Consider the following 21,963-nt stretch of genomic DNA (forward strand, 5'->3'; position numbering starts at 1 on the left):
CCGCCGCGTCTACACCGGTATGACCGTGAACGCGAGAAAGTTTGCGCTGGTCCCGGGCGCGGGCGGCATGGCGTGGTACTGGCATCGGGTCGTCGCGGAGCTGACCGCCGCGGGACGCGAGGCGATCGCGATCGATCTACCGGGCGCTGACGAGCAAGCCGGGCTGGCGGAGTATCGCGATATCGTTCTGAAGTCCGCCACCGGCGGCGATGTCCTTGTCGCACAGTCCCTCGGCGGCTTCACCGCCGCACGGGTATGTGAGCGCATCACCCCCGCCGCCCTGGTCTTCGTGAACGCGATGATCCCGCAGCCGGGCGAGACGGCGGGCCAGTGGGGCGAGAACGTCGGTTCGACAGCGGCCCGGCTGGCGGCCGCCGACGCGGGCGGCTACACCCGCGATTTCGACGAACAGGTCTACTTCCTGCACGACGTGCCACCGGAGGCCCTGGCGGGCGGCTCCGAACCACGCCCCGAGGCCGACCGCATCTTCGGCGACCCCTGCGCGTTCACCCGCTGGCCCGACATTCCCACCCACGCCCTGATAGGCGCGGACGACCGCCTCTTCCCTCTCGACCTACAGCAGCGCATCGCCCGAGACCGCCTCGGCCTCGAAGCCGATGTGATCCCCGGCGGACACCTCGTCGCCCTGTCGAATCCGAAGGGCGTGGCCGAATACCTGCTGGCGGTGGCCGATTCCGTCCGGTGACTCGCCGCGCGGGCTTCAGAGCAATCGGAAGCCCGCGCCCGCGCCGCCGTGCCGATTGATATCGGCCAGCACATTGGCTATGCCGGTGGCCAGATCGGGCTCGTGCACCGGGTTGGCTGGATTGGCGCAGGAGGGTAGGTGCACGTCCACGCTGCCGAGATTCACGGGCTCGCCGGAGACGATCATGCCGACCAGTTGGTCGCCGACCATTACCGGAGAGCCGGAGTCGCCGTAATCGGCGCAGACATGACTGCTGAAGCCGTAGGCCAGGGCCTCCCAGACGGGACCGCAGGTGAATCCGGTGGTGCGGCCGTTCTTACAGACCATTTGCAGCGGCGCGGGTGGTTCGCCGATTCCGGCGACCACGCTCGAGGTGATCTGCCGGACTGGAATCACTCGGGCCGGATCGAATTCGATGACCGCCCAATCCCAGTTGTAATCGCGCTCGGCGAGCGTGCCCAGAAAGCCTGTCCCGATCGATTTCTCGGCCAGCACTCGCGCACCCACTTCACCGCAGTGTCCGGCGGTGATGCCGACCAGGCGATCGGCCGTGTCGAAGCCGATGGCGGTCAAGGTGCAGAGCGAGAACTTATCGGCTTCGCCGGTGCTGATGGCTATGCCCGAGCCGGGGCCGAGTACCGCCGGACCGGCGGCCGCCGCGGTACCCGAGGGCAGCAGGGCGAGGCTGAAAATCACTGCGGCGGCAGCGGATCCGATAGCGCTGCAGGTGTTGCCCAGGGAGAACATGCCGAACCTCTCGCAGGGAGGCCGCCGGGGCCAGGTGACATAGACAGCAGGAAGTGCGCCCGCTTGCGCGGACCGGAAACCGTGATGCGTGAACCTGGAAATCGGGGTGCAGCGAATCGGTCGAGAAGTTATGTATGGACCGAATAAGTGAAACATACCATTAGGACTCATTTATCTTGAATGTCCCCTTTGACGTTTTATCCGGGGGCCGGTCGGCGACCCATCGCGGTACCGTGGCCGACGTGACTGCAATGGGGAGCCGATTTCTGGCCGGAATCGCGGAGCTGCCGCTACCGCGACGCATAACGGCGGAGGCTCGGGAGGCGCGGCGACTGGCCGGAACCCCGGAACTGGATCGGCTGCTGGGGGAGCTGTCGGGCGGCGATCGGTATCAGCGTTTGACGGCGATTCGAATGGCGGTCGTCGCTGGGGATAGGAAATATGTACTGGCACAGCTGGATTCGGCCGATCTGGAGTGCGGGGTGCGGGCACTCGGCGCGCTGATCCGGCTGGGTGTGGCACCGGAGGTGATCGTGCCGCGGCTGCCGAACCTGTCGCTTCGTGCGCGCCACGCCCTGGTCCGGGCGCTGGCACGGGGCGGCCGGGAAGAGCTGGCCGACGCCCTGGTGACTCCTGTGCGTGCGCGATTCGGTGACGCCGAGGCCGCTCGACTGCTGCCTTATTGCTCGCCCGCGCTGGTCGCCGAGGTACTGCCCGAGCTGGCCTACGCGGTGCCCAGTTGGGGAACGTTGTGCCGCAGGCAGATCGGGGTGATCTTCGATCATGTCGAGGCGGGCGCGGCTGAAGCCGGGCGCGATGAATGGCGCGAACTGTGGTGGTGGCTCACCGCCGATGTGGACACGGCGGCGCGCTATGACTCCGCGCGATTGCTGGCGCTGGCGGCCCGGGCCGTCGAACACGTGCAGCTCACGGCCCTGCATCCGGTGGCGGGCATGCTGGCACGCCGCGATCCGGACGCCGTGCGACGACTTGTGCTGCACTCCAGCGGACATGGGCGCGGGTTCGCCGGACCGGCGCTGTGGCGGGCCATGCAGGTGCTACCCGATGCCGAGCTGGCCGAGCTCTACGCCGCGAGCGCACTGTACGACCGGTACCGCTTCCTGCGTACGTTGCCGCCGTCGCGGCGCGCGGTGATCGCGACGCCGCAGCTCATGCGCCTCGGGCTCGGACCCGGCGAGGTGGACGTGCGGACCCTAGACGCACTGCCCGGTGTGGCGCGAGCGGCCCTGGCCCGGGAGCTGCTTGCCCGGCCCGGCGGTGCGGAGGTGCCGGAGATCGCCGAACGGCTCTCCGCCCGACTGCCCTGGGTTGAGGCGAAACCCGTACTGGTGCAGGCGGTTCGGCGGCCTACGGCGGAGGAACGCGCGGCGGCGTACCCGTTGCTGGTGACCGCTGTCGCCGGGAGTCGCGATACCGCGGTCGTGGGTGAACTCCTGGACCTGCTGCGCCGAATGCGTAGTGAGCAGGATCCGGTGCGGTGCAGTGCTTTACAGTCCCTCGCCACCTTGCCGATGTCATTGCTGGCCGTCGAACATGTGCCCGCGCTGGAGCAGGTGGTGGTCGACGCGCTGCAGGCTCGGGATCGTTCGTATCAAACATCCGCCGCCATCGGCGATCTCACCCGCACACTGCTGGTGCGGGGCGCGCAGACCGGGGAGACCGCGTTCACCGAGGCCGCACTGCGCATCTCGGCCCTGCTCGCCGAATCGTTCAGTCATTTGAATCTGGCTGGGCTGCACCATAATTTGCCGCGCGGGGCCGAGCATCGACTCTTCGAAGCGCTGCGCCCGCGCCTGGAAGCCGATGCCGCGCGCGACCGCTGGACACTCGCGCTCACCCTGGCCGACGGGCTGGAGCGGCGGGCATTCGGCGTCCCCGGACTACAGGACTTGGTGCTACGTGCCTGCGGTGCCGCCGATGACGCGACCGTGCGGCGCGCCGTGCGATTGGCGCTGGCCGATCCCGCCACTCGCGATGTGAATCTCGATGACATGCTGCGCCGCGACCAGTCCATCATCACGCTGTGGGAGGCGCAGAATCTCATCGCCACCCGCCGCACCGATCTCCTGGACAGTCTGCTGAGTCATCCGGCCTCCGGGCGCTTCCTGTCCTCGAAGGTTCGCTTCGTACCCCTGTTCCATACCGGAATCGACCGCTGGACACCGCATCACATCGACAACTACGGGATACTGCTGGACGGTTACGCCCGGAGTGCGAACGCCTCATTGGGCGAGCGTGCGGGCGCGATCCGCCAAATGGGGCTGCTCCCAGGCGGTTTCACCCGGCTGCTGCCGTATGTGGAATCCGATGAGGTGGTCGTGGCCGAGGCCACGTTGACCGCGCTCGGGCGCAGCGATGAGCCCGACCGGGCCATTGCCGTACTCGCCGCACATGTCGGCGACGATCACGCCCGGGTGGCGGTGAGCAGCATTGCCACCTGTGCCCGCTCGATCCCGCCCGCGCGCCTCGGCGAAACCCTTGCGCCGCTACTCGATTCGCCGAAGATCACCGCCGTGAAGGAAGGCGTGCGGCTGCTCGCGTTACTACGCGCACCGGACGCCATGCCCATTATTCGCGCGCTCGGCTCCCGGCCCGGCACGCACCGGGATATCCAGCGCGCCACGGTATTCGCCGCCGGGCGAATGCTCGACCGGGACGAAGCGTGGGAGCTGCTACGGGACGCGGTCGCCGACCCCGAAGTGGCCGGTGCGGTCCTCGACATCACACCGCAACGGCTCCCCGTTCCGCGGCGGGAACGGTTCGCCGCCTTCCTGCGTGACCTCGCGGCGGGCTCGGACTATCGAGTCGCGGCACAGGCATTGGATGGCCTGACCCGGTGGTACCGCTGGTCGCCGCCCGATACCCGGGATGTACTGGTCGCCAGACTGACCGATCTGTCACAGGTCGGGCTCTGGACCGCGGCCATGCGGGCGCTGCTGGTGGATGCCGGTGCCACCGGATATTCGGCCGCGGTCGTCGCCGCCGTCGAACGGCTGCTGGACCACGCAGATGACTCGTACCCGGATCGCGATCTGCCTGCGCGCCAACGCCTCTTGACACTGCTGCACTGGTTGACACCCCTACCGCGCAATACCGAACACGGTCGACTGCTCGCCGCCCCGGTCATCGAATTACTCGCCTCGGACCCGCTCTGGCATGAGCAGGTCATCGAATTGACCTTCGCGGCCATCCGCTGGACCGAGCCGGAACAGACGATCGCCGCGGTGCAGGCCCTGTCCCCCTTGGCAATAGGCACCCTCACCGCCTACCCGGCCCGCCGTCTGGCGGAGCGCCTCGGCCCGATCCCCGACGAGATTCCCACCGCCGCGCTGCGGCAGATCGCCACCGGCCTGGCCACCGGCCCGTCCGCCGCCATAGCGCTGGCAGCGGTCGAATTGATCGCCAAGTGCGGCAACAAGTTCGGTTGGACCCCACCCTGGTCGACGCTCCTGACCGAGCTCCGCGACCACCCCGATGCCGATGTCCGACGCGCGGCCCGCAACACCTTCATGGCCCGCGAGTAGCCAACTCCAAGCGGGCATGAATGCGGCAAATCCGGCGCGGATTAGGTGGGGTGGGAGGCAAGGTATGCCAATGGATATCGGTATCGCATTGCCCACCATGTGCCGGGGCTATGACCGCAGTTCGACCGTTGACTGGTGCTTGCGCGCCGACGCGGGGCCGTTCGCCAGTATTTCCTGTGGTGAGCGGATGACCTTTCACAATCCGGAGATGTGGACGACGCTGGCCGCGGCGGCGGCATTGACCTCGCGGGTGCGGATTATCGCCAATGTGGCTGTGCTGCCCGCGCATCCACCGGCTCTGATCGCCAAACAGGCCGCGACCATCGATGTGCTGTCGCAGGGGCGATTGACGGTGGGTGTCGGGGTCGGTGCGCGGCCGCACGATTACGGCAGTCTCGGGGCCGGGTTCGGTTATCGCCATGACGCTTTGGAGCGCGGGGTGGGGGAGTTGCGGGCGCTCTGGTCCGGGACTCCGCATACCGAGGGTGCGGATCCCATTGGGCCGCCGTGTGTTCAGGCCGGTGGGCCACCGATTCTCGCGGGCGCGCTCGGGCCGAAATCGCTGGCGCGGGCGGCGCGCTGGGCGGACGGTGTGGTCGCGTTCAGTCTCAGTGGTTCGCCCGGTGAGATCTCCTGGGCCGCCGATTCCGCCCGTAAGGCGTGGGCCACGGCCGGACGAGATGCCGTGCCGCGCTTGGTGAGTGGCTGCTTCTATACTCTGGGCGTGCCGGATTCGGCTGTGGTACTGCGTGATTTCACCGCCGAGTACCTGGGCTTCCTGGGTTCGAAGAATGCCATCGCCACCGCGGCGGCCATGACGACCTTCGACGCCGATCCGATCAACCGTGCGCTGGATGCGGCCGAGGCCGCCGGGCTGGACGAATTCATCCTGGTCCCAGCGTCAACCGATCTCGCGGTGCTGCAGGCGACCATCGAATTGGTGGAGTCCCGCCGAGTGGCCTAGGTCACAGTTTGGTAGCGGTTCGCCCCAATGTCCGCAAACTCTTTCCGGATTCTTTGGAGAGTCTTTACGATTACGCCGTTCTCATAGCGTCGTGCTGTCACAGCCTCGCCCGCCGCTCGCTCTCGATGCCAGTACATGTTGACCGATGAACCGGGCGGCTCCCCGCCGTTCCGGCGAAGGAGAAATATGTCCACCGACACCGAACAGCCTCCCCGGACGTCGCTCCCCGGCCTCGCCGAGTTGGTACGCCACGACTTACCAGCCTCCCTGGTGGTATTCCTGGTTTCGTTGCCGCTTTCCATCGGTATTGCCGTTGCCGCCGGAGCCCCGGTCGCCGCCGGTTTGATCGCCGCCGTCGTGGGAGGGGTGGTAGCCGGACTCATCGGCGGTTCCACACTTCAGGTCAGCGGCCCGACCGCCAGTCTCACCGTGGTGGTCGCCGAATCGATCAATCAATTCGGCTGGGCCGCCACCTGTTTCATCACCGTCGCGGCCGGACTGCTGCAAATTCTCTTCGGGCTCAGCCGAATCGCCCGCGGCGCGCTCGCCATCGCACCGGTGGTGGTGCATGCCATGCTCGCGGGCATCGGCGTGGTCATCGCGCTACAGCAGGTGCATGTACTGCTGGGCGGCAATTCGCTGAGCTCCTCCTGGGAAAGCATTGTGGGGCTGCCGCAGGAGCTGCGTTCGGTGCACGGCGGCGACCTCGTTGTCGGCGTGCTCGTCATTGTCATTCTGGTGGCCTGGAAGCGGCTGCCCGCACCGGTGCGTGTGGTGCCCGGGCCGCTGGTGGCGGTGGTCGCGGCCACGCTGCTGGCGCTGATCCTGCCCACCCGGGTCGAGCACATCATGCTCAATGGCTCACTGCTGGACGAACTTCGGCTGCCGCGGGTTCCGCACGGCAGTTGGGCGGCGATCGCGCTCATGGCCGTGACCATCGCGCTCATCGCCAGCGTGGAGACCCTACTATCGGCGGTCGCCGTGGATCGGATACGGCAGAACTCTGCTCGCCGTACCGATTTGGATCGAGAACTGATCGGCCAGGGTGTCGCGAATGTGGTGTCCGGTCTGGTCGGCGGGCTGCCGGTGGCGGCGGTCATCGTGCGCAGCATCACCAATGTCAAAGCGGGCGCGCGCGGTAAGGCCTCGACCATGCTGTGTGGTCTGTGGGTGCTGCTGTTCTCGGTCGCGCTGGTCGGGGTGGTGCGGCAGATTCCCAAGGCCGCGCTCGCCGGACTGCTCATCGTGGTCGGCATCCAGCTCATCAAGCTCGCGCATGTCCGGCGGGCGCAGCGCACCGGCGACCTGGTGGTTTACGCGGCCACGGTGGTCGTGGTGGTGTTCTGGAATCTGTTGCTGGGCATGGTGGTCGGGCTCGTGCTGGCCTTCGCGCTGCTGCTGTGGCGGCTGGTGCGGGTCTCGGTGCACGCCGAAGCCGTGGAGACCGGGCGCTGGCGGGTCACCGTCGACGGCACCTTCACCTTCCTGGCGGTGCCGAAGCTGACCGCCGAACTGGCCAAGGTGCCCACCGGCGCGGATGTCGTCATCGAAATGTCCGTCGACTTCCTCGATCACGCCGCCCATGACGCGGTGCAGGAATGGGTCGCCGAATATCGAACCGAGGGCGGCACAGTCGAATTCGTCGAGATGGGCACCGTGCGCATGGCGGGCGCGACCGATGGGCCGCCCGCGCGTGGACACTCCCGGCACATGCTCAACGAGGTGCTCGGGCCGTGGCGGCGCACAGGGGCCGAGGTCGATCCGATCGTCGCCGGCGTCGCCGCGTACCACCGCAGTCACGCGCATGTGATGCGGCCGCATCTCGGGGTGCTGCGCGATGGGCAGGAGCCGGATTCGCTCTTCGTCACCTGCGCGGATTCGCGGATCGTGCCGAACGTGATCACCAATAGTGGTCCGGGCGACCTCTTTACGATCCGCAATGTCGGCAATCTGATTCCGGCCGACCGGCAGGACACGTCCATGGAGGCCGCGCTCGTCTACGCCCTCGACAAACTGGATGTGCGGTCGGTGGTGGTGTGCGGGCACTCCGGGTGCGGCGCCATGGAGGCCCTGCACTCCGAGGCCGTCACCGGTTCGGATCTGGACGGCTGGCTGGCCAATGCGCGGCCGAGCCTGGCCCGTTTCCGGCTCGGGCATCCGGTCGCGGTGGCCGCCGCTGCCGCCGGATTCGGGCCGGTCGATCAGCTCGGCATGGTGAATGTGGCCGTGCAACTGGAGACGCTGTACGCGCATCCGGTGGTGCGCCGGGGTGTGGTCGAGCGAGGCGTGGTGCTCTCGGGTCTGTTCTTCGATATCGCCACCGCGCGCGTAGCGGAGGTTACGGTGGACGGGATCGCGGAGATCGGCGATCACGGTGTGCCGCAGATCCGTGTCGGAGGTCGCGTGCAAACCGTCGGCGTAGGGCGAACGGCGTAGGTTACGCAACGTCGGGCGTGAATCCGAAAGGGTTCACGCCCGTTTCACATTGTGGCATCGGTTTTCTCAGCTTTTACTAAGTCTTTACTCCTAATCTGGCCGAAGCTCGTCCGGTGAGTCTGTGGCCAAAGCCGTCCACAGCATCAATTCGATGCCCACAGAACATGTTCGACGCTTCCGGATCCCTCGGGTCCGGAGAAGGAGCCGAGATGTCCACCGACACCGATTCGCCGCCAGGTAGAGCGGACCGCTGGTCCACCACCCTGCTGCGCCACGATCTACCCGCCTCCATCGTGGTCTTTCTGGTCGCACTCCCGCTATCTCTCGGCATTGCCGTCGCCTCGGGCGCGCCGATTGCCGCCGGTCTCATTGCCGCCGTGGTCGGCGGCGTGGTGGTCGGACTGCTCGGCGGATCACCACTGCAGGTGAGCGGCCCCGCCGCCGGACTCACCGTGGTGGTTGCCGAGACCATCAACCAATTCGGCTGGAAGACAGCCTGTTTCATCACCGTCGCGGCCGGAATCCTGCAAATCCTGTTCGGCCTCAGTCGGATCGCCCGCGCCGCGCTGGCCATCGCGCCGGTTGTGGTACACGCCATGCTCGCCGGGATCGGCATCACCATCGCGCTACAGCAACTGCATGTGCTGCTCGGAGGGGCGTCGCACAGCAGTGCCTGGGAGAACCTGGTCGAACTCCCCGGCGAATTGCTCGAACTGCACAGTGACGACTTCTTCATCGGCGCGGTCGTCATTGTCATCATGCTGACCTGGAAGTACGTGCCCGGGAGGCTGCGGGCGCTGCCCGGACCGCTGGTCGCCATTGTCATCGGCACGGGGCTGTCGCTGATCGTGCCCGGCAATGTGGAGCGAATCGTGTTGAGCGGATCGCTTTTCGACGCCATCGGGCTGCCGCGGATTCCCTCCGGTGGCTGGGGTGCGGTCGCGCTGGCGGCACTGACCATCGCGCTCATCGCCAGTGTCGAGAGCCTGCTCTCCGCGGTCGCCGTGGACAAGATGCACACCGGGCCGCGCACCAATTTCGACAAGGAACTGGTGGCGCAGGGCGCGGCCAATGTGACCTCCGGACTGCTCGGCGGACTGCCGGTCACCGGCGTGATCGTGCGCAGTGCGACCAATGTGCAGGCCGGTGCGCGCACCAAGGCTTCGGCTCTCCTGCACGGGATTTGGATACTGGTGTTCTCGGTCGCGCTGGTCGCGGTGGTACAGCAGATTCCCAAATCCGCGCTGGCCGGACTGCTCATCGTGGTCGGCGTTCAACTGGTGAAGCTGGCGCATATTCGGCTGGCTCGGCGCACCGGCGATCTGCTGGTCTATGTGGTGACAGTGGTCGCGGTGGTGTTCCTGAATCTGCTCGAGGGCGTACTCATCGGGTTGGTGCTGGCGTTCGCGCTGCTGCTGTGGCGGGTGGTCCGGGTGACGGTGTCGGCGGATCCCATTGTCGGAACCGATCGTTGGATGGTCAGTATCGAGGGCACGTGTACTTTCCTCGCGCTGCCGAAGCTCTCGGCGCAACTGGCGAAGGTTCCCGCTGGGAGCACCGTGCTGGTGGAAATGAGCGTCGACTTCATCGACCACGCCGCCTACGAGGCCATTCACGACTGGGCCGCGCAGCACGAGAACACCGGCGGCCGAGTCGAATTCGTGGAGCTGGGGTCGGCTCCGATGGCCGACGCGCTCACCGGACCGCCGGTGCGCGGCCGCTCCCGGGGGCTGCTCGACGAGGCGCTGCGCCCGTGGCGCGAAGGCGAGGGCAATCCGATCACCACCGGCGTGCGCGCTTTCCATCGGCGCAATGCGCACGTGGTCCGCCCGCATCTGGACGAACTCCGCGACGGCCAGAATCCGCACTCGCTTTTCCTGACGTGCGCGGACTCCCGAATCGTCCCGAATCTTATTACCAATACCGGGCCCGGCGACCTGTTCACCGTCCGCAATGTCGGAAACCTGGTGCTGTCGAACGGCCGGGACACCTCCATGGAAGCCGCACTGTCGTTCGCTCTGATGGAGCTGAAAGTGGATCACGTTGTGGTGTGCGGACATTCATCCTGCGGTGCCATGAAAGCCGTCCTGGACGGTGTCACCGCGGGCCCCGGCCTGGGCAACTGGCTCGTCAACGCCGCACCCGCACTCGACCGCTGGCAACGCGGTCACTCCGTGGGCCACGCCGCCGCGGCGGCCGGCTTCGGCGCGTCCGACCAGCTCGCCATGGTCAACGTGGCCATCCAATTGGAGACCCTGCGCACCCACCCGGTGGTTCGAGACGCCATGCTGCGCCGCGGCGTGGCAGTCTCCGGCCTCTTCTTCGATATCGGCTCGGCCCGAGTCATGCAGGTAACCGCCAACGGCCTCTCCGAAATAACGGACCCCGACCTATCGGCCCTGGCGATCTCCTCCGTGCACTGAGGCTGAACCTCGAATCGGCGACCGGTATACGCCCGGTCGCCGATTTCGAGCTTGATTGTCGTTGTGGGGCTTCGGGTTTGGATGGCCGGCGATCTCCGGCCTACCACGATGTTCGACGGCTAGGGTTGATCGAGCATTGTCAGGTAGGCGTCGAATTGTGCTGCGCCGGTGAGTAGGTCGCGGCTGCGCGTTGTCAGTCGGTGCTGCCAGGAGTTGAGGAAGTCGGTGAGTGCTTCGGCGCCGCCTGCCTCGCGAAGTGCGTTCAGGAACTGCGCGACCTGAGGCAGGGGGTAGCCGCCTCGGCGTAGTTGGCGGGCGATTTCGGCGTCACGGACGCAGGTCGGGCCGTACTCGCGGTAGCCCGTTGCGCGGTTGCGGTCGGGGTGCAGGATGCCTTCGGTTTCCCAGGTACGCAAGGTCGCCGGGTGCACGCCGATTCGGTGGGCGAGTTCGCCTACGGTCAGTGGCCGGCCTCGGATCGGTGGCGGTGGGGTGGTGGACAGAGTGCTCAGGGCGGCGGCGACCTGGGTGCGGGTATCGCGTTCGGTGCGTAGTGCGATGTGGGTGGCGTCGATGAGTCGATAGGCGGAATCGACTTCGCCGAGGTTGGTTGCGCGCATGATCTCCATTGCCTGCTGGTGTCCGTGGCCGCGGCGCAGGGCGAGGAAGGCGCGCAGGGCCTGTGCGTGCAGGGGTGTGTAGCGCCGGTAACCGGATTCGGTGCGTTCAGTCGGCGGGAGGATGCCCGCATCGTCGTAATTGCGAATCGCCTGGGGGGACAATCCGTGTTCGCGGGCAAGGTCTATGGGTCGCAGATCCTACCTCCGTTTGAGGGTTTCGGTGCTCGGCAACAGGTCACCTTCGCCGAAGTTTCACAATATTCTTCAACGATATCGTCGAAGGCAGTGCCATTAGGAAGGGATATCCATGTCTACTGCCACATCAGTGCGCGAAATCGGCCGCGAAGTCGGGGATCGGGAAAGCCTGGGCCGGGTCGTCGATGAACTGCTCGCCGCACGGACCGAACCGCCGACGCTGCTGGCGCTGGGGGAGCCGACACACGGGATCGAAGCATTTCCCTTGCTGCGCAACGAATTACTGCGTCATCTCGTCGAACGGGGCTACCGGTCGATCGCCCTCGAGACCGATTACTTCGCGGCGGCGCTGGTCGATGATTACGTCTGCGGGGTGGCAGCGGACATCGAATCCGCGCTCGCGGATGGATTCAGTCACGGTTTCGGTGCCGTGCCGGGCAATCGTGAACTCGTCGAATGGCTGCGCGCGCACAATGCCGGTCGCGCACCGCGGGAGCAGGTTCGATTCCACGGCTTCGAAGCGCCGATCGAGTACGCCGGTGCGCCGAGCCCGCGCCACGCACTCACCACGGTCATCGATTATCTGCCGGAAGCGTTGCGGCCCGGCTCGATTCGTGTCCTCGACGCCCTGCTCGGTGCGGACGCGGACTGGACGAACCCGGCCGCCATGTACGACGCGGCCGCTTCCATCGGTGACTCCGAGCGTGCTCGCGCCCTGCGCATCGTCGCCGATGACCTCGCCGGCGCCTTGCGCCGCGCCGCCCCAGCCCTGCGTCACGCCGACCCGACCGGTTACGACCACGTCGCCGCGCACGCACGCACCGCCCTCGGCCTGCTGCGCTATCACGCGGCCATGGCCGACCCCGCGCCCGATCGGATCGCGACCCTGCTCAGCGTTCGTGCCGAGATGATGGCCGAGAATCTGCTCGCCATCGTCGCCCAGGAACAGCGTCGCGGGCCGACCCTCGTCTTCGCGCATAATGCGCATCTGCAACGAGCACAGTCTCTTTCACCGATAGTCGGTGCGGAGACGAAGTGGGCGAACGCGGGTGCGCTGGTGGGCCTTGCCCTCGGCGAGCACTACGTTTTCCTTGCGTCCGACGCCAACCCCGCCGGCGAGCCGCGGACCCTCCAGCATGTCTTGGCAGCCGCGACTCTCCGCCGCGCGCTCTTCCCGGCACCAGCCCTGCGCGCCGCCCTCGACCCATCGATCGGCGCGGGCACACCGATTGTGCCCGGGCACATTCCACTCGACCCGGCAGACCTGGACGGAGCCGACGCCGTCATCTTCATCGCCGATACCGACGGACACCGGCACCGATATTGGTAACCCGCCCCGCACCGAATTCGATCAATGGCGTTGGACCCGCAAGTTTTTCGTAAAGAAAATCGTCCACGGATCGCGGGCGGGACTAGCGTGTGAAGGTCGAACGCTTGCGGTTCCGGGGGGTGGGGTTGATGGCAGCCGATGTGATCGGCAAATACGCGCGGGTGACGGCTGCCATTACGCCCGGCCACCTCGGCGAGGTGCTGATCGAGGTGCGATTCGGGACCGAACGGTTCCTGGCGCGCGCCGCCGACGGCGAGTCGACGATTCCCAAGCATGCCCAGGTGCTCGTGGTCGACAGTCTGGGTGGCCGCACTGTCGAAGTCGTTCCCGTGAAGTGAAGGTGCATCGTGGACGTCCTGGTCCTTGTCTCGGTCGGGATTGCGCTCATCGTCTTGGTACTGCTGGTCGGGGTGTTCCGTGCCGCCTGGCGGATCGCCGAACCCGATGAGGCGCTGATTATTTCGGGCTTCCGAGCCGGAACCGGACCGGGCGGGTCGGGGGAGAGCATGGGGTTCCGCATTGTCACCGGACGCGGCTGCCTGATCATGCCCGGCCTGACCAAGGTGCGCCGAATCTCGTTGGAGGCGCACGAATCCCAGATCGTGGTGCCGTGCGTTAGCCGGCAGAAGATCAACCTCGCGCTAACTGGGGTGGTGATGTACAAGGTCGGTGACGACTACGGTTCCATCGCCAATGCCGCCCGCCGCTTCCTGGATCGCCCCGCCGATGAGCTCGAAACCAAGGTGCAGAACGTCTTCATCGGCCACCTGCGCGCCATCGCCGGATCCATGACCGTCGAGGACATGATCAGCGATCAGGACAAGTTCTCCGAACAGGTCCGCGACCGCTGCTCGCACGAGATGGAATCCTTCGGGCTGGTGATCGACTCGTTCCAGATCCAATCCATCGCCAGCGAGTCGAATTACATTGCCAACCTTGCGATTCCGCGACATGCGGAGGTCGAGCAGCATGCCCGGATCGCGCGTGCCAATGCCGAACGCGCGGCCATCGAGCAGGAACAATCCGCCCAGGCTCAGGTGGCGCTGGCCGTACGCGATACCCAGATCAAGAAGGCCGGATATCAGGCCGAGGTGGACCGGGCGACTCAGGAATCCCAGCAGCAGGGTCCGCTCGCGGAGGCGACCGCTCGCCAGGCGGTGGTCGAAGTCGCCACCAAGGTCGCGCAATTGGAGGCCCAGCAGCGGGAACAGGAGCTCCAGGCCTCGATCCGCAAGCCCGCCGACGCCGAAGCCTACCGGCAGACCACCCTCGCCACCGCGGCCCGCGATGTCCAGATCAGTCAGGCCCAGGCCGACGCCCAGGAAACCCGGCTGCGTGCGGAAGCCGCTGCGGCACAGACGAAAATGCAGGCTCAGGCCGAGGCGGAGTCGATCAAGGTACGTGCTGCCGCGCAGGCCGAGGCGACCCGGCTCACCGGTCAAGCCGAGGCCGACGCCATTCAGGCGCGTGGTCTGGCCGAGGCCGAGACAGTGCGCGCCCGAATGGCGGCCGAGGCCGCCGGCATCCAGCAGCGCGCCGAGGCGATGAGCAAGAATCAGGAGGCGGTGATCGCCCAGCAGGTCGCACAGAACCTGCCCGAAATCGTCGCCGCCGCGGCGAAACCGTTCGAACACATAGGACAGTTCACCGTGCTCAACGGAGCACAGGGCGTGACCTCCGCGCTGGCCGAGATCATCCAGCAGGCGGGCACCCTCACCGCGATGGCGCGCGAATCCCTGCTGCCCGCTCTCAAAGTCGAGCCTGCCGCGGTGAACGGTGAGGTGAAACCCTCCGCCTGATCCGGCGATGGGCAACTGATCGGATGATCACCAGGAACCGATGGCGGAATCGGCTGAGGTGAATAGACGATGCCATCAGTTCCTGGTGATCGCGTGTCCAGCGTGGTTCCTCGGGGGCATGTTCGACCGCCACGGTGGCTGGGTCAGCGGAATTGTCTGTGGCCGCTGCAAGACTCAGGGGTATGCGATGGGCGGTGGCGGAGACGGGGGAGAGCGGGGCGCTGCTGTGCCCACTTGATCAGGACGGTCGGCCCGCGGGGCCGGTACTGCACGAGTCGTCGCTCGCCGAGGCGGTGCGGTCGCGGCCGGAGGTCGAGCGGTGGGTGTGGCGATCGACCTCGGAGATCTATCGGCGCTTGCTGGCGGCCGGGGTGCGGGTCGAACGCTGCTATGACCTGGAGGCGGCCGAGGCGCTCCTGATCGGACATGAGCAAGGCCAATCGGGGCAACCACGTTCGCTCGCGGCGGCATGGGCGCGATTACACCGGCTGCCGGTGCCGCCGGACGCGCCCGCGCGGGCGATCGAGACCCAGCCGTCGCTGTTCGAGTCGGGGCCGGTGCCGCTACCGCCGGGAACGGACGAATTCAACGCGCTACTGGAGGTTTACGCGGGACAGGTCGCCCGTACCGCGCGCACCGAATATCCGGAGGGCATGCGGCTGCTGCTCGCCGCCGAATCGGCGGGCATGCTGGTGGCCGCCGAGATGTACCGGGCCGGGATCCCCTGGCGCGCGGACGTGTATCGGGAATTACTCGATGACATGCTGGGCGAACGTATTTCGGCCGGGGCCTGGAGCCACGCCGCATGGTCGAGCTGGCCGAGGAGGTATCCCGGGCCTTCGGGACGCGAGTCCGGCCGGACCTGCCCCAGGACATCCTGCGAGCATTCGGGCGTGCGGGAATCTCGTTGTCCTCCACCAGGAAATGGGAACTCCAGGAGGTCGATCACCCCGCGGTCGCCCCGCTGCTGGCCTACAAATCGCTCTACCGCCTGTACACCGCGCACGGCTGGTCCTGGCTCGAACAGTGGGTGCACGACGGCCGCTTCCGCCCCGAATACGTCCCCGGCGGCACGGTAACCGGCCGCTGGACCACCAATGGCGGTGGCGCGCTACAGATTCCGAAGGTGATCCGGCAGGCGATCCGCGCCGACCCCGGCTGGCGGCTGGTGGTCGCCGACGCCGACCAGATGGAGCCCCGCGTGCTGGCCGCCATCTCCCGCGATCCGGGCCTGATGGAGGTCGCCGGTCGCGGCGACGACATGTACGCCGACCTTGCCGCCCGAGCCTTCGGCGGCGATCGCGCCCAAGCCAAAATCGCACTCCTGGGCGCCATCTACGGCCAAACCTCCGGCGACGCCCTCACCCATATGGCCGAACTCCGCCGCCGCTATCCGGCAGCGGTCGCCTACGTCGACGACGCCGCCACCGCGGGCGAACAAGGCCGCCTGGTCCGAACCTGGTTCGGTCGCACCAGTTCCCCCGCCACCACCTCCGAACACCTGGACCAGGACAACCCACCCGCCTTCGGAACCACCCCCGCCGCCCGAGCCCGCGGCCGCTTCACCCGAAACTTCGTAGTCCAAGGCAGCGCCGCCGACTGGACCCTCCTGGTCCTGGCCGGCCTCCGCCACGCCCTCAACCAAGCGGGCCTACAAGCCGAACTCGTCTTCTTCCAACACGACGAAGTAATAGTCCACTGCCCCGCAGCTGAAGCCGAAACCGTAGCCCAAGCCATCACCACCGCCGCTGAATCCGCAGGCCGAATAGCCTTCGGCCCCACCCCCGTCCGCTTCCCCTTCACCACGGCAATAGTCGAGTGCTACGCCGATGCCAAATAGTCGACTGTCCCCCTGACCCCCGTCCAATCGCAGCGGGGGACGTGGATGCCAGGTCACCGGAGCCTCACGCACGAGTAAGGCGCAGTACAGTCCGCAGATCCTCCAAGATCTGCCGACGCGTCGAGTCGGCCAGCGCCCGGAACACACCGGCTTCCTCCTGCCCGCACGTAGCATTCTGTGATGGAGAGCGTGGTGGGATTCGCGGTGGCGATATCGCCAATTGCCTTGTTCGCTGGGATCTTCGCGTTGGTGGTGTGGCGGGCGCGGCGGCGGGGGTTGGGTGGCTCGCCGATGGGGCCGTTTCAGGAGATGTGGGATCCCGGGGCGCTGCGGGCACAGATCGCGGTCGAGGTGCAGGCCGAAGAGGCCGCACCGGATCCCGCACCGGATGATCGGGTGGTGCCGGGGATTCGGATTCGTAAGGGAGCGGCGGGGTGCTGAGTGAATGAGTATGGGAGTTTCGCGACGCAGCCGTTGCCGGTTCAGGGGGTGCCGCGTGGGGGCGGTCAACCTGTTCGGTTGAGAGGTGTTGGTGGGGCCGGGCTCGTTCAGGCCGGTGGGCGGGTTGCCCTGGCGGGGATGGTGAGTCGGGTTACCGGGTTCGCGCGGACGATTGTGGTGGCCGCGGTGCTCGGGACGGCGGCGGTGGGGGATGCGTATAACGGGGTCAATAATTTGCCGAACATGCTGTACGAGTTGTTGCTCGGGGGTGTGTTGGCCAGGGCGGTAATTCCGGTTTTGACGCGGGCTCGGCGGCAGGGGCGCAGGCGGTCTCGGCAGTTCACGCAGCGGGTGATGGTGGCGGCGGTGCTGGCGTTGGCGGTGGTTACCGCGGTGACCGTGGCCTGTGCTCCGCTGATTGTGCGGGTGTTCGTCGGCGACTCCGGGCAGCGGCAGCTTGCTACCTGGTTGGCGTATTTACTTCTGCCGCAGATCTTTTTCTACGGGGTGGGTGTGGTCGTGAGCGCGGTGCTGAATGTGCGTGACAGCTTCGCGTCGGCGGCCTGGGCGCCGGTGGTCAACAATGTGATCGTTCTGGCGACGTGCGGGGTGTTCGTACTGCTACCGGGTCCGGTTACCTTGACGCCCGGTTCGATGACCACCGCGCAGGTCCTCACCATCGGTATCGGCACCACCGCGGGCATTGTGGGACAGACCGTGTGGGTGGTCGCGGCCTTGCGGCGCAATGGTTTCGCGTGGAGTTGGCGGGTGCGGCCACTGCCGTACACCTGGCGTCCGGTCCGCTCCGGACTGCCGATTCTGGGCTGGCTGCTCGTCTACGCCGCGATCAGCCAAATCGGTGTCGCGATCACCATGCGCGTCGCCTTCGATCACGGCGGCATGTCCATTTACACGTACGCCGAGTTGCTGTTCCAGGTCCCCTACGGCATTCTCGCCGCCTCGGCGCTGACGGTATTGATGCCGCGCATCTCCCGCGCCGCCGCGTTCGGCGACCACGCCGCGGTCATCGCCGACCTCTCCCGTGGCGCCCGCTACCTCTCGGTCGCCCTGATACCCGTAACCATGGCAATGAGCCTGCTGGGCCCCGGATTCGCCGCCCTGGTATTCACCGGCCGAGTCGACACCGACGCGGCCCGTCTGATCGGAACGGCAGTAGCCTGCTCCGCCTTCGGACTCGCCCCCTTCGCCCTGGTCATGCTGCAAATGCGAGTCTTCTACGCCTACAACGACACTCGCACCCCGACCGTCATCAATATCGTCATGGTGGCGACGAAGATAACCATCCTGATCCTGACCACCACCCTCCTGCCCAACCAAGCCGTCATCGTAATGCTCAGCGTCGCATGCTCATTCGCCTACGTGGCAGGCGCACTCACCGGCCACCTCCTGCTCCGCAAGCGCTACGGCCTGCTCGGCTTCACCGCTGTAGCCCGCACCGTCCACCGCGTCATGTGGGCCACCGCCCTGGCCGGAGCCGCCGGTCTCGCCGCCATCGAACTCGCCCGAACCGCAATAGGCACCCCCACGCTGGAGCACCTCACCACCCTGACCTCCGGAGCGGCAGTCGGCACAGCGGTCTTCCTGCTGGCCGCGCGCCTACTGGGTATCGACGAAATCCGCTCCGCCCGAGTGCTATTGAGCCGCCTCTGACCGGCGGAACTCCAGCGCGGTTCGCCCATCGGCCACCTGGGTCGAGGCATGCAGTGTGAGACCGCAGTCCGCGCCCAGTTCGGTCAGCTCGCCGACGCTCCGTTCCCGGCCGCCGAAGCACATCAGCATGAACAGGTTGATCCCGGTGCCGGCGCCCCGGCCCCGGATCGGTTCGATAACCACGACAACACCATTCGAACCGGCGGCGCGCCCGCACTCGGAGAGAATGAGCCGCGCGTGCTCGTCATCCCAGTCGTGCAGGATGTCGCTCAAGATGTACGCATCGGCTCCCGTGGGGAGCGGATCGAAGAAGCTGCCCGCAATGCCGCTGGCCCGGTCCGCGAGACGGGCAGCGGAAAACCTTTCGCGGGCCGCGGCGATGGTCGGCGCGACATCCAGGACTCGCCCTCGTACTCCGGGGTGGGCCGTCAGAATCGCCGCGAGCAAGTTCCCGTCGCCACCACCCACATCGAGGATGTCGGTGAAGCGACCCCAGTCGAACTGCTCGGCAATCCGGGTCGCGAAAACCTGGAAGCGCCACTGCATCTGGGCGTCGAACGAGGTCCGCAGCACGGGCTCGGTATCGAGGTCGGTCCAGAAATCGCGACCGTATCGCCGCGGGTAGGCGGGTAAGCCGGTGGTAATCGTGTCGAGCAACTCGATGAAGGCCAATTCGGCGCGGCCACCCGCACTATTGATATCGAGCAGGATCTTGACTCCCTCGGGGGAGTCCGCGCGCAGCTGATCGCCGAGGCGTGTGGGCCGATAGCGCCCGGTCTCCGCATCGAGACGGAAGACTCCGATGGTGACCAGGTGATCGAGCAGCCGCTCCAGCGCCATAGCGGAAGTCGTTGTGCGGGTGGCGAGTTGATCGACGGTTGCCCCGGTGCTGCCGGCCTCCTCCACGAGGCCGAGTGTCGCGGCCACCCGAATACTCATCGGGGTGGCCAGATCGGCCAGGGCCAGAATCGAAGGCGTGTTCTCCGGCGTGCTCACTGTCATGAGCCTATCGGCCGGAAAGCGTTGTCCGCGATCCGAATTCGCCGTGTCGAGATATCCGGTCGACGATTTCCCAGCCGGCGTCGCCGTCGAGCCATTCGACGACCCGGCCGCGAATAATGATCGGCTGCGCCCACTGCGTCAGCCCATGCACGCCAACGACGTCGACCTGCTCCCCGGCCCGGGAGCGGCAGCGCCGAAAGAACACAGCGCCTGACTCACCCACGCCGGTGGCCTCGTATTTGTAACGTGCGGCGGCAAGATCGTGGATACATCCCATGAAAAGCATCGACCTGCAACGATCGGAGCTCTATATGCGACCCTCGGTTCGAACGGTGGCACTGTCCCTGGCCACCCCGGTTGCCGCAATCGCTTTGTCAGGCATAGCGACCGGAACCGCCTCCGCGGCCCCTTCCTGCCAAGGTTCTATGAACGCGGGATTCGCCTACAACGGCCTGTGTAAAGATGGCGAAGGCATGTACCGCCTGGAAATCGACTGCGTCGGATACAACACCAACCCACTGGCCATCGGCCCGTACACCATCCGCCAGGACTTCCCCATAGGACAGGCGGGCACCGTGGCCTGCATCGGCCCCGGTTGGTCCAGCGCGGGCTGGGGTGTGGGCGGCCGAGTCCTCCCGCTCTGAGAAGTCCACCGCCCCAACCTATCTCCGGCCGTGCGAGATCAGGCCGGAGATAGCCTGATCGAAGCGAGCTTGGCCGGATCGACGACAATGCGAATTGCCGTGATCCGGCCTTCGTCGACCGTGAAGGCAATGACGGACAAGGGTGTTCCATCCGCCCGCCAGGACATATGGCCCGGAACGCCATTGAGTAAAACGGCTCGGTGGCCGGCAACCGCACCGGAGAACATGCGAGCACCGGCGGCTACCTCGGTGGCACCGAGAGTGACCACAACACCGTCCGCGGTATCGACGGTCAACTTCACGTTCGGATCCAAAACGCGAAGCAGCGCTTCGAAATCCCCGCCCAGCGCGGCAGCCCGAAAAGCCCGCACCACCTCCCGATGCTCCCGCCCGGAACCCGCCGCCCGGTCCGTGGACTGGACCTTACGACGGGCACGACTGGCGATCATCTTTGCGGCATCGGCCGATTTGCCCAGGATATGGCCGATTTCGTGGAACGGCACCGCGAACATGTCGTGCAGCACGAACGCCAGCCGCTCACTCGGAGACAGCGAATCGAGCACCACGAGCATGGCGAACCCGATCGAATCCGCCAGCGCCACTTGCTCATCCGGCTCCGGCTCGTCGTCCGGCATCACCACGAAATCCGAAAACCCCTGGCCGTAGGCGGTTTCGGGATGGTTCCGGCGAGAACGTAAGAGGTCCAGGCTGATTCGACCGACCACGGTCGTCAACCACCCCGCCACATTCCCGATGCCCGCCGTGTCCTGCCGCGTCAGCCGCAGCCACGCCTCCTGCACCACATCCTCGGCATCGGCGTGCGACCCCAGCACGCGATACGCGACACCGCGCAATCGATCGCGCTGGGCTTCGAACGCCTCGCCGAGGCCGGAAGAATCCTCGATCACGGCTTCCGCTGCTGCCGCAGCGAAATCCGATTCCCATCGGGATCCACCGCCTCGACCCGCACCCCGAACGGATACTCCTCGGGCTCGGCACCCCCGAAATCGACGCCCCGCTCCCGCAACACCTCGAAATCCTTTCGCAGATCATCCGATTCGAGAATCAGCGGCCCCGGCGCGGCAAGCTCACCCACCTCGGCAGGCTGCCCCGCAGCCGCCGCATGCGACCACAGAATGATCTCCACCGGACTATCGGCAACCCCGAGGGTAAGAAACCGCCCATCCGGCCCCGAAAAGTCGATCCGCTTCTCCAACCCCAACCCCTCCGTATAAAACCCCAGCGCCCGCTCCTGATCGGTCACATAAACCGTCACATACATGATGTTGCTCAGCATCCCGCTCTCCTTCACTCATCGCAGCGACAACCGCTCGAATCCGGTCATCACCCCTATGACGAAGGCCGAGGGCAGAAGGTAACAGTCCCTAGTGGGTCGGATTTGAAGTCTTTGGACGGTCGGCCTTGGTGAGGATCTGCTCGGCGGTCTTGGTCCAGACGAACGGTTTCGCGCGGGGGTTCCAGCCGTTGATGAACTCGCGGATCTTGGTGGTCAGCTCGCGGACGTTGCGGAAGGTGCCGCGGTGGATGGCTTGGCGTTCGATGATGCCGAACCAGACCTCGACCAGGTTCATCCAGGAAG

At 66.6% G+C, this 21,963-nt stretch carries 18 protein-coding genes and 1 pseudogene; 13 read left to right on the plus strand and 6 right to left on the minus strand.

The genetic code is table 11. The annotated features are described in order from the left end of the window. Window positions 1–25 precede the first annotated feature (25 nt). The gene (locus tag GFY24_RS30695) at window positions 26–706 is read left to right on the plus strand and encodes an alpha/beta hydrolase (protein ID WP_309231532.1); all 681 of its coding nucleotides are present in this window, start codon (window positions 26–28) and stop codon (window positions 704–706) included. Window positions 707–721: 15 nt separating this feature from the next. Here GFY24_RS30695 and GFY24_RS30700 read toward each other — a convergent pair whose 3' ends face one another. Then, complete coding sequence (locus GFY24_RS30700) at window positions 722–1,453, minus strand: peptidase S1 (protein WP_153808600.1); 732 nt, start codon at window positions 1,451–1,453, stop codon at window positions 722–724. A gap of 242 nt (window positions 1,454–1,695) precedes the next feature. Here GFY24_RS30700 and GFY24_RS30705 point away from each other — a divergent pair, with 242 nt between their 5' ends. The 4 genes from GFY24_RS30705 (at window position 1,696) to GFY24_RS30720 (ending at window position 10,821) form a co-directional block, all read left to right on the plus strand. Further along, window positions 1,696–4,998: a hypothetical protein gene (locus GFY24_RS30705; protein WP_153808601.1), complete on the plus strand. Its 3,303-nt coding sequence runs from the start codon at window positions 1,696–1,698 to the stop codon at window positions 4,996–4,998. 70 nt (window positions 4,999–5,068) lie between these two features. Continuing rightward, a complete protein-coding gene (locus GFY24_RS30710) occupies window positions 5,069–5,962 on the plus strand; it encodes an LLM class flavin-dependent oxidoreductase (protein ID WP_153808626.1) in 894 nt (297 codons plus the stop codon). A 186-nt stretch (window positions 5,963–6,148) separates the two neighbouring features. Further along, window positions 6,149–8,398 (plus strand): SulP family inorganic anion transporter, encoded by a 2,250-nt coding sequence (locus GFY24_RS30715; protein ID WP_153808602.1) that lies wholly within the window; start codon window positions 6,149–6,151, stop codon window positions 8,396–8,398. Between the two features lie 209 nt (window positions 8,399–8,607). Next, on the plus strand, window positions 8,608–10,821 hold the full coding sequence (locus GFY24_RS30720) for a bifunctional SulP family inorganic anion transporter/carbonic anhydrase (protein WP_153808603.1): 2,214 nt from the start codon (window positions 8,608–8,610) through the stop codon (window positions 10,819–10,821). A gap of 119 nt (window positions 10,822–10,940) precedes the next feature. On the opposite strand, the gene GFY24_RS30725 is transcribed toward GFY24_RS30720, so the two are convergent. Next, a complete protein-coding gene (locus GFY24_RS30725; RefSeq protein ID WP_153808604.1) occupies window positions 10,941–11,636 on the minus strand; it encodes a TioE family transcriptional regulator in 696 nt (231 codons plus the stop codon). A gap of 112 nt (window positions 11,637–11,748) precedes the next feature. On the opposite strand from GFY24_RS30725, the gene GFY24_RS30730 reads away from it, so the two are divergent. The 6 genes from GFY24_RS30730 (at window position 11,749) to murJ (ending at window position 18,717) form a co-directional block, all read left to right on the plus strand. Further along, a complete protein-coding gene (locus GFY24_RS30730; RefSeq protein WP_153808605.1) occupies window positions 11,749–12,966 on the plus strand; it encodes an erythromycin esterase family protein in 1,218 nt (405 codons plus the stop codon). 128 nt (window positions 12,967–13,094) lie between these two features. Further along, complete coding sequence (locus tag GFY24_RS30735; protein WP_153808606.1) at window positions 13,095–13,304, plus strand: hypothetical protein; 210 nt, start codon at window positions 13,095–13,097, stop codon at window positions 13,302–13,304. Between the two features lie 9 nt (window positions 13,305–13,313). Beyond that, window positions 13,314–14,765, plus strand: a complete 1,452-nt coding sequence (locus GFY24_RS30740; protein ID WP_309231533.1) for an SPFH domain-containing protein — start codon at window positions 13,314–13,316, stop codon at window positions 14,763–14,765. A gap of 805 nt (window positions 14,766–15,570) precedes the next feature. Beyond that, the gene (locus tag GFY24_RS42380; RefSeq protein ID WP_255458764.1) at window positions 15,571–16,605 is read left to right on the plus strand and encodes a bifunctional 3'-5' exonuclease/DNA polymerase; all 1,035 of its coding nucleotides are present in this window, start codon (window positions 15,571–15,573) and stop codon (window positions 16,603–16,605) included. A gap of 180 nt (window positions 16,606–16,785) precedes the next feature. Beyond that, entirely contained in the window at window positions 16,786–17,046 is a 261-nt protein-coding gene (locus GFY24_RS30750) for a hypothetical protein (RefSeq protein WP_153808607.1), read from the plus strand. A gap of 48 nt (window positions 17,047–17,094) precedes the next feature. Next, the gene (gene murJ, locus GFY24_RS30755) at window positions 17,095–18,717 is read left to right on the plus strand and encodes a murein biosynthesis integral membrane protein MurJ (RefSeq protein WP_309231534.1); all 1,623 of its coding nucleotides are present in this window, start codon (window positions 17,095–17,097) and stop codon (window positions 18,715–18,717) included. Here murJ and GFY24_RS30760 read toward each other — a convergent pair. Continuing rightward, on the minus strand, window positions 18,700–19,713 hold the full coding sequence (locus GFY24_RS30760; RefSeq protein ID WP_309231535.1) for a methyltransferase: 1,014 nt from the start codon (window positions 19,711–19,713) through the stop codon (window positions 18,700–18,702). The genes murJ and GFY24_RS30760 overlap by 18 nt on opposite strands. Before the next feature lie 49 nt (window positions 19,714–19,762). Between GFY24_RS30760 and GFY24_RS30765 the strand changes: the two genes are divergently transcribed. Together GFY24_RS30765 and GFY24_RS30770 are read left to right on the plus strand one after the other, a co-directional pair. Beyond that, window positions 19,763–19,933, plus strand: coding sequence for a hypothetical protein (locus GFY24_RS30765; RefSeq protein ID WP_153808610.1), 171 nt, complete (start codon window positions 19,763–19,765; stop codon window positions 19,931–19,933). A gap of 211 nt (window positions 19,934–20,144) precedes the next feature. Continuing rightward, a complete protein-coding gene (locus GFY24_RS30770) occupies window positions 20,145–20,363 on the plus strand; it encodes a hypothetical protein (RefSeq protein WP_153808611.1) in 219 nt (72 codons plus the stop codon). A gap of 38 nt (window positions 20,364–20,401) precedes the next feature. Here GFY24_RS30770 and GFY24_RS30775 read toward each other — a convergent pair whose 3' ends face one another. The 3 genes and pseudogenes from GFY24_RS30775 to GFY24_RS41295 all read right to left on the minus strand — a co-directional run. Beyond that, window positions 20,402–21,271: a sigma-70 family RNA polymerase sigma factor gene (locus GFY24_RS30775; RefSeq protein ID WP_309231536.1), complete on the minus strand. Its 870-nt coding sequence runs from the start codon at window positions 21,269–21,271 to the stop codon at window positions 20,402–20,404. Next, entirely contained in the window at window positions 21,268–21,660 is a 393-nt protein-coding gene (locus GFY24_RS30780) for a VOC family protein (RefSeq protein WP_153808612.1), read from the minus strand. The genes GFY24_RS30775 and GFY24_RS30780 overlap by 4 nt, the downstream gene beginning before the upstream one ends. Window positions 21,661–21,748: 88 nt before the next feature. Continuing rightward, window positions 21,749–21,963 (minus strand): annotated as a pseudogene (locus GFY24_RS41295) (IS630 family transposase); the annotation flags it as partial.

The organism is Nocardia sp. SYP-A9097, from assembly GCF_009649815.1.
Classification (GTDB): Bacteria; Actinomycetota; Actinomycetes; order Mycobacteriales; family Mycobacteriaceae; genus Nocardia.